General features: G+C 70.0%; 6 protein-coding genes. 2 read left to right on the forward strand and 4 right to left on the reverse strand.

Annotated elements, in window-relative coordinates; all coding sequences use genetic code 11:
- Positions 1-282 precede the first annotated feature (282 nt).
- Positions 283-1,011: a DUF4191 domain-containing protein gene (locus QFW96_RS30080; RefSeq protein WP_281459141.1), complete on the forward strand. Its 729-nt coding sequence runs from the start codon at positions 283-285 to the stop codon at positions 1,009-1,011.
- 89 nt (positions 1,012-1,100) lie between these two features.
- Here the strand turns inward: QFW96_RS30080 and QFW96_RS30085 are convergent, their stop codons facing one another.
- Positions 1,101-1,571 (reverse strand): RDD family protein, encoded by a 471-nt coding sequence (locus QFW96_RS30085; protein ID WP_281459142.1) that lies wholly within the window; start codon positions 1,569-1,571, stop codon positions 1,101-1,103.
- Positions 1,572-1,789: 218 nt separating this feature from the next.
- On the opposite strand from QFW96_RS30085, the gene glnA reads away from it, so the two are divergent.
- Positions 1,790-3,214, forward strand: coding sequence for a type I glutamate--ammonia ligase (gene glnA / locus QFW96_RS30090; RefSeq protein WP_281459143.1), 1,425 nt, complete (start codon positions 1,790-1,792; stop codon positions 3,212-3,214).
- Between the two features lie 118 nt (positions 3,215-3,332).
- On the opposite strand, the gene QFW96_RS30095 is transcribed toward glnA, so the two are convergent.
- From QFW96_RS30095 to QFW96_RS30105, 3 genes are all read right to left on the reverse strand, one after another.
- A complete protein-coding gene (locus QFW96_RS30095) occupies positions 3,333-4,193 on the reverse strand; it encodes an SMP-30/gluconolactonase/LRE family protein (RefSeq protein ID WP_281459144.1) in 861 nt (286 codons plus the stop codon).
- A 285-nt stretch (positions 4,194-4,478) separates the two neighbouring features.
- Positions 4,479-7,517 carry a bifunctional [glutamine synthetase] adenylyltransferase/[glutamine synthetase]-adenylyl-L-tyrosine phosphorylase gene (locus QFW96_RS30100; RefSeq protein WP_281459145.1) on the reverse strand — a complete coding sequence of 1,013 codons (3,039 nt, stop codon included), beginning with the start codon at positions 7,515-7,517 and terminating at the stop codon, positions 4,479-4,481.
- 52 nt (positions 7,518-7,569) lie between these two features.
- A complete protein-coding gene (locus tag QFW96_RS30105) occupies positions 7,570-8,316 on the reverse strand; it encodes a type 1 glutamine amidotransferase (RefSeq protein ID WP_281459146.1) in 747 nt (248 codons plus the stop codon).
- Between the last annotated feature and the right edge of the window lie 127 nt (positions 8,317-8,443).

The raw sequence follows: 8,443 nt of genomic DNA on the forward strand, positions 1-8,443 counted from the left end.
GCGCCCCCCCCCCTTCTCAATGCCAAAAACCCCACGTCAGGCAACCGCCGCGGGTTCTGAGCGGCTCTCCGGGTAGGACAGCCGACGTGTCGTGTATTGACATACATAAGCCTCGGATCCCGGAGCCAGAGGGTCGCTCAGGTTCCGCTTCCGGCACCGCCGAGCAGGGTGACCACAGAGTCTTGTCAGTACAACCGAACCGCCCGTGATCGCGACACATCTCGATCACGGCACCGAGGACGCGGCTACAACCTCGCAAAAGAGAGCCGTATCCTGAAGTACATGGCCAAGCAGGACAAGGCCGCTAAGAAAGAGGCGGCCAAACAGCGACGTCAGGCCTCGGTAGGCCGCGTCAAGCAAATCTTCGAGGCGTTCAAGATGCAGCGCCGGGAGGACAAGCTCCTCCTGCCGCTGATGCTCGGGGCGTTCCTCGGTGTGACCGTCGTGGTCTTCCTGCTGGGCATGATCTGGGGTCTGCACTGGGTGTTCCTGCCAGTGGGGCTGGCGTTCGGCCTGCTCGCGGCCGTGATCATCTTCGGCCGCCGGGTGCAGGCGACGGTGTTCCGGAAGGCGGAAGGGCAGCCGGGTGCGGCCGGCTGGGCGCTGGACAACCTGCGGGGCCGCTGGGTGGTGGCCCAGGCGGTGGCCGGGACGCAGCAGCTCGACGCGGTGCACCGGATCATCGGGCGCCCGGGCATCATCCTGGTCGGCGAGGGTTCGCCTGGACGGGTCAAGAACCTGGTGGCGCAGGAGAAGAAGCGCGTGTCGCGCCTGGTGGGCGACACCCCGATCTACGAGCTGATCGTGGGCAACGAGGAGAACCAGGTCCCGCTGCCGAAGCTGCAGCAGCGGATCATGAAGCTGCCGCGCAACATCGGTCCGGCGCAGATCGACAGCATCGAGAACCGCCTGGCCGCGCTGGCGAGCCGCGGCAACGCGATGCCGAAGGGTCCGGTTCCGCAGGGCGCGAAGATGCGCAACGTCTCGCGGGCGATGCGCCGCGCCAAGTGACGCGGTCCGGCACAGCGGACGGAACGGGCCCGGGGATCACTCCCCGGGCCCGTTCTCTCCTCGTCCAGGCGGGTCAGCGGTGCACGAGGTCAGCGGCGCAGCACGAGGGTGCCGCTGAGCCGGTCGTGCCAGGAGCGACCGTCGAAGTTCCAGATGACCGCGGGGATGATCAGCACGGTGAGCAGGCCGCGCATCAGGGCGCGCAGCGGGCCGACCATGCTGGTGGAGTCCACGCGGGCGACCCAGATCTTGGCGAGCGCCATGCCGGGTGTGGCGCCGAAGAACGACACCGGCACCACGGTGATGATCAGCCAGGTCAGCAGGCTCCAGTCGCCCGGGTAGGCCGGGGCGGTGAAGGCCGCCGTGATGAGCGCGGCGAGCACCAGGTCGACCACGAAGGCCAGCAGCCGCTTGCCCAGCGGGGCGGCCGAACCGGGGCCGGATTCGGGCAGGCCCAGCTTCTCACCGCGGAAGGCGGGCCGGTTCTCGTCGGCCTGCTCACGCGCGTTGTTCACTGCGCTTTTCGGGCCGTCCAGCCACGAGCCGAGGACATTTCGCACGTCATCCAGGGTACGCACTGCTCTCGTCGGGCCACCCGGAGCATCGGGTTCAGCCGCGAAGTGTAACCGGGACCACCCGTTCAGGTGGCAGTTAACGCCCACGAAACATTCAGGAGACGCCGGGGCAACACCGGTGACATACCGTGAGCCACGAGCCGGCGGCGACCAATCGACGTGGCACCGGTGAGCTGTACGACTGCGTGAAGGAGCCACCGAGCTTGTTCAAGAATCCAGACGAGGTCCTCCGGTTCATCGCCGACGAGGACGTGAAGTTCGTCGATGTCCGGTTCTGCGACCTGCCGGGCATCATGCAGCACTTCACCGTGCCCGCCAAGGCGTTCGACGAGGACGCGTTCACCAACGGCCTCGCCTTCGACGGTTCGTCGGTGCGCGGTTTCCAGTCGATCCACGAGTCCGACATGCTGCTGCTGCCGGACCCGTACACCGCGCGGCTGGACCCGTTCCGCGAAGAGAAGACGCTGATCCTCAACTTCTTCGTGCACGACCCGTTCACGTTGGAGCCCTACAGCCGCGACCCGCGCAACATCGCGCGCAAGGCCGAGCAGTACCTGGCCGAGTCGGGCGTGGCGGACACCGCGTTCTTCGGCGCCGAGGCCGAGTTCTACATCTTCGACTCGGTCAAGTTCGGGGAAGCCCCCAACAAGACCTTCGCCGAGGTCGACTCCGTCGAGGGCTGGTGGAACACCGGTCGCGACGAGGAGGGCGGCAACCGGGGTTACAAGACCCGGATGAAGGGCGGCTACTTCCCCGTCTCGCCGTACGACCACTTCGCGGACCTCCGCGACAAGATGGTGACCCAGCTGCAGGACTCGGGCTTCGAGATCGAGCGGGCCCACCACGAGGTCGGCACCGGCGGTCAGGCGGAGATCAACTACAAGTTCAACACGCTGCTGCACGCGGCGGACGACTTGCAGCTGTTCAAGTACGTCATCAAGAACACCGCCTGGGCGAACGGCAAGACCGTGACGTTCATGCCGAAGCCGCTGTTCGAGGACAACGGCTCGGGCATGCACACCCACCAGTCGCTGTGGAAGGACGGCAGCCCGCTGTTCTACGACGAGGCCGGTTACGCCGGTCTGTCGGACACCGCGCGCTACTACATCGGCGGCATCCTGCACCACGCGCCGAAGCTGCTGGCCTTCACCAACCCGTCGGTGAACTCCTACCACCGTCTGGTGCCGGGCTTCGAGGCCCCGGTGAACCTGGTGTACTCGCAGCGGAACCGCTCCGCCTGCATGCGCATCCCGATCACCGGCTCGAACCCGAAGGCCAAGCGCGTCGAGTTCCGCTGCCCGGACCCGTCCGGCAACCCGTACCTGGCGTTCGCCGCGATGATGATGGCCGGTCTGGACGGCATCAAGAACAAGATCGAGCCGGCCGAGCCGATCGACAAGGACCTCTACGAGCTCCCGCCGGAAGAGGCCAAGAACGTGCCGACCGTCCCCAGCTCGCTGGCCGAGGCGATCGACAACCTGGAAGCCGACCACGACTTCCTGCTCGAGGGTGGCGTCTTCACCCCGGACCTGATCGAGACCTGGATCCGGTTGAAGCGCGAGGAGGAGATCGACCCGATCCGCCTCCGCCCGCACCCGCACGAGTTCTCGCTGTACTTCGACGTGTGAGTCGATGACCAGCCCGAGAGGCCCCGCCGGTCCCGGACCGGCGGGGCCTCTCGTCGTCGTAGGACCGGGACGAGCACGTCGTTCGATCCGCTAGTACTACTGGCTGATCAGCGAGCGGTCAGATGCCCTGCCAAGGGGTGAGCGGGGCGCCCGTGACGCCGGGGTGGAAGCGGAGGAGCGAGCCCGCGTAGGGGTCGGCGGTGAAGGCGGGTTCGTCGTAGCCGAAGCAGGCCGAGGTCACGTAGAGCTCCTCCAGGCGAGAGCCGCCGAACGCCAGGCCCGTGACCCGCCGGGTCGGCGCCCACAGCACCGTCTCCAGATCTCCGGCCGGCGAGTAGCGGTGTATCCGGCCCGACCAGTGCATCGCCGCCCAGACGCAGCCGTCCGAGTCCACCGCGATGCCCTCCGGGCTGCCGTCGGACTCCGCGCACACCACCCACTTGCGGCCGGCGTGGGCGCGGGCGCGCTCGGCGTCGTAGTCGTAGATCCAGATGGTGCGCAGGTCGACCACGTACATCCGGGTCCCGTCCGGGCTCCACGCCACCCCGCCCGGCGCGGTCAGACCGTCGAGCAGCAGGCGGGCCCGGTGGCCCTCCAGGACGTAGCAGCCGCTGGCGCGGAGCTCGGCGGAGCGGGTGGCGGTGCAGGCCACGAAGCGCCCCGCCGGATCGCAGCCGCCGATGCTCATCCGGTCGCCGTTGCGGACCTGCACCACCGGCTCCAGGCCGGACCGGCCGAGGTGCACCCGGGCGAACCCGCCGTCGGCAGCCGCGATGAGCTGGCCCTGCCGCGTCGCGCCGAGCGCGGTCGCCTTGCCCGGCAGCACCCGCACCTCGTCCACACCGGTGTCCCGGTAGAAGGTGTGCAATTCCCTGCGCAGCAGATCCACCCAATACACGCAATTCTGGGCGGACATCCAAAGCGGACCGGTACCGCACAACGCCTGTCGGTCGACGAGCAGCTCGAAGTCCTCGGACATTTTCCAGTCCCCTTTTCCCCGACCGCGGTGCAGAGATCAGGTTAGGGAGCCATTCCTCCCCGAGGGGACCGCCGACCGGCGGGTTTTCCGCGCTCGCCGAGGCCCGAGCGGTCCGAACCACTCGACCGGCCGAGTTCCCCACCGCTCAACCCGACCACCCCGTCACCGCGAAACCCGGTGTCGAAAACCCCGGTTTTCGCGCGACGAGAACCGGGTTTTCGACGCGGAGACCGACACGCGCGGGGTGTGTCGATTTCTTTCAGAAAGCGGGGCGGTGGGGAACGATCATGATTCGTAGAAGACCCGTTCCACGACGCTCCTGGCGTGGCGGGTGACTCGCAGGTAATCGTCGACGACCTCGCCCGTGTCGACCTCGGCCGAGTAGCCCAGGGCCGCCGCCACGGCGGCGCGCTCCTGGACGTGCTTGGGCAGCTGGTCGCCCGGCTTGCCGCGGACCAGCATCACCGCGTTGCGGAAGCGGGTCGCCAGCGTCCACGCGGCGATCAGCTCCTGGGCGTCGGACTCGTCGAGCAGCCCCGCCTCCGCCGCCGCGCGCAGACCGTCCAACGTCGAGGTCGTGCGCAGCTGCGGCACCGCGTGGGCGTGCTGCAGCTGCAACAGCTGCACCGTCCACTCCACGTCCGCCAAACCACCCCGGCCCAGCTTCGTGTGCGTGGCCGGATCGGCCCCGCGCGGCAGGCGCTCGGCGTCCACGCGCGCCTTGATCCGGCGGATCTCCCGCGCCTTGGCCTCGTCGATCCCGCCCTCGGGATAGCGGATCGGGTCGATGGCGCGGCAGAACCGCTCCCCCAGATCCGCGTCACCGGCCACCGCCCGGGCCCGCAGCAGAGCCTGGAACTCCCACGCCTCGCCCCAACGCCGGTAGTACGACACGTACGAGTCCAGGGTCCGCACCAGCGGCCCCTGCTTGCCCTCCGGGCGCAGGTCGATGTCGACCTCCAGCGGCGGGTCCTGACTCGGCGCGCCCAGCAGCCGCCGCACCTGCTCCACGACCGTGCCAGCGAACTTCAGCGCCGTCGCCTCGTCGGCGTCGTCGACCGGCTCGCACACGAACATCACGTCCGCGTCCGAGCCGTAACCGAGCTCCGCACCGCCCAGACGGCCCATCCCGATCACAGCGAGCCTCGCGGGCACCGGCCCCTCCCAGCGCGCCGCGGTGTCGCGCACCGACACGTCCAGCGCCGACTCCAGCACCGCGACCCAGATGTTCGACAGCCCCTGGCACACCGCGTCCAGCTCCACCAGCCCCAGCAGATCCGCGCTGGCGATGCGCAGCAGCTCGTGGCGACGCAACGACCGCGCCGCCGCTGCCGCGCGCTGCGGATCGGTGTAGCGGCCGACCGTGCTGCGCAACGACGCCGCGGCCTCCCCCGAACCGCGCTCGGCCAGCGCCGGGGTGTCGCCCAGCAGCCGCAGCACCTCCGGGGCGCGGATCAGCAGCTCCGGCACCAGCTTCGACGTGCCGAGCAGTTGCGCGAGCCGCTCGGCCACCACGCCCTCGTCCCGCAACAACCGCAGGTACCAAGGGGTTTCGGCCAGCGCCTCGGACACCTTGCGGTAGGCCAGCAGGCCTCCGTCGGGATCCGGGGTGTTGCCCAGCAGGTCCAGCAGCACCGGCAGCAGCGCGCCCTGGATGCTCGCCCGCCGCGACACCCCCGACGTCAGCGCCCCGATGTGCCGCAGCGCGCCCTGCGGCGAGGTGTAGCCCAGCGCCGCGAGCCGCTCGGCCGCGGCCGACGTCGTCAGCCGCATCGCCTCGGTCGGCACCTTCGCCACCGCCTCCAGCAGCGGGCGGTAGAACAACTTCTCGTGCAGCCGCCGAACCCGCTTGGCGTGCCTGCGGAACTCGGCGACCAGCGCCTGCGCCGCGGTGTTGCGGCCGCTGGAGCGGAACCCGACCGCCCGGCCGAGCACGCCCAGCGCCTCGGCATCGTCGAACTCCGGGAACAGGTGGGTGCGCCGCAGCTGCCGCAGCTGCAACCGGTGCTCCACGGTCCGCAGGAACCGGTAGGAATCGATGAGATCCGCGGCGTCGGCCCGCGCCACGTAACCGCCCTCGCCCAGCGCCCGCAGCGCCTCCAGCGTCGTCGACGAGCGCAGCGCCTCGTCGCTGCGGCCGTGCACCATCTGCAGCAGCTGCACCGCGAACTCGACGTCGCGCAGACCTCCGCGCCCCAGCTTGAGCTCCCGCTCCGCCAGATCCGTCGGGACGTGGTCCTCCACCCGGCGACGCATCGAGCGCACGTCGGCCACGAAGTCCTCGCGCTCGGCCGCCGTCCACACCATCGGCCGCACCGCGTTGAGGTACCGCACGCCCAGCTCCGCGTCGCCGGCCACCGGACGTGCCTTCAGCAGCGCCTGGAACTCCCAGGTCCTCGCCCACCGCCGGTAGTAGCTGAGATGCCCGTCGAGGGTGCGGACGAGGGCGCCCGCCTTGCCCTCCGGGCGGAGGTTCGCGTCGATCTCGAAGAACGCAGGTCCGACCACCCGCATCATCGTGCTCGCCAACCGGGTCCCCACCGCGATGTCGGCCTCGCCGTCGGCGACGAACACGACGTCGACGTCGCTGACGTAGTTGAGCTCCCGGCCACCGCACTTGCCCATCGCGATCACCGCGATCCGCGGCAGCTGCTCGACGCCCGCACCGCGCAGCTCGGCCACGGCCACCGCCAGCGCCGCCTTGAGCGCGGCGACCGCCATGTCGGCGAGCATCTCGGCGATCTCGTCGTAGGGCACGGTCGGCAGGCCGGGCTCGGCGATGCCGCCCAGGTCGCGCGCCGCCACGTCCAGCAGCAACGCCCGGTAGGCCGCCCGCAGCGCCCGGACCGCCTCCGGCCCCTGAAGCTTCGCGACAGGTCCGCCCTCGGTAGCGGGCTCACCGTCCCCTTCGGCCCCGACCGCCTCCAGCAGGGCGGCCGTCCACTCGTCGATGGTCTCCGGCGGAGTCGCCTCCGACGTCAGGCGCTTCCAGTCGGCGGGATGCGCGGCGAGGTGATCGGCGAACGCGGTGGAATCGCCGAGCACGCTGAACAGCCGGCCTCGGAGCCCGACGTCCTCCCCCAGCGCCTCCGCCAGCCGACCCCACTCATCCGGATCGGCCTCGCGCAACCGGTCGAGGGAGTGCAGAGCCAGATCCGGGTCGGGAGTGCGGGACAGCGCGGCCACGATCGGCTCTGCCTCACCCGGCCCGCGATCGGACCACCAGCCCGCGCGCCGCAACTGCTCCTCGGAGCGTTCGGCGTCGCTGAACCCGTACCGAGCCGTCGACGGCGAACCGGACCTGGACGAGTTGCTGTTGGCCATAATCGAACCGTAGTCCGCCTCGATCCCGTTCGTGGACCCACCTGCGCCCGCGTCACGCCAGCGGCAGGAACCTGCTGGCCTTCCGCTCCTCCGGCGGTGTCGCGACGATCCGCACGAACCGCTCCGCCACCGGCCGCCACGTCTCCGCCAGGTCCGCGTGGAACTCGGCCAAGTGCTCGGGGTCGAGCTGCCCCGGCCGCGCCGTCTCCGCCATCTCCGGTGACATCCGCGCCCACTCCAGCACGACCTCCGGGGACGTCTCGACGTGGAACTGGAGGCCGTAGGCGCACTCGCCCAGTCGGAAGGCCTGGTTGTCGCACTTCGGCGACGACGCGAGCAGCTGCGCCGAGGGCGGCAGGCTGAACTCATCGCTGTGGAACTGCACGACGTCCGGGGTCAGCGGGAGCGGCCCCAGCAGCGGGTCCTCGGCGGCGACGTCGCGCTTGGCGACCAGCAGCGTTCCGACCTCCGGTCCCTTCTTCATCTGCCGCACCTGGCCACCGGTGGCCGCCGCGAGCAGCTGGGCGCCCAGGCAGATCGCCAGCACCGGCATGCTCTTCGCGACCGCGCCGCTGAGCATCCGCCGCACGTCCGCCAGCCACGGGAAGTCCAGGTCGTCGTAGGCACCCATCTCGCCACCGAGAACGACCAGGGCGTCGTAGTCCTCCACCGCAGGCAACGCGGTTTCCGCGGGGAGCACCACGTCGAGTTCCGCGCCGGCTTCCTCCAGCCAGTCGCCCAAGGCACCGGGTGGATCGGAACGCGACGGCTGCACCACGAGAATCCGGACACCGCTCATGCCACGAGGCTACGTGCGCGCGGTTCTCGATCTCAACAACGAAAAACGGGGCCGGTAGAAGTTGCCTTCTACCGGCCCCGTTGTAAGGAATGTGTCGGCGGTGTCTTACTCTCCCACACCCTAGCGA

The sequence above is a fragment of the Saccharopolyspora ipomoeae genome, assembly GCF_029952525.1.
In the GTDB taxonomy this organism is placed as follows: domain Bacteria; phylum Actinomycetota; class Actinomycetes; order Mycobacteriales; family Pseudonocardiaceae; genus Saccharopolyspora; species Saccharopolyspora ipomoeae.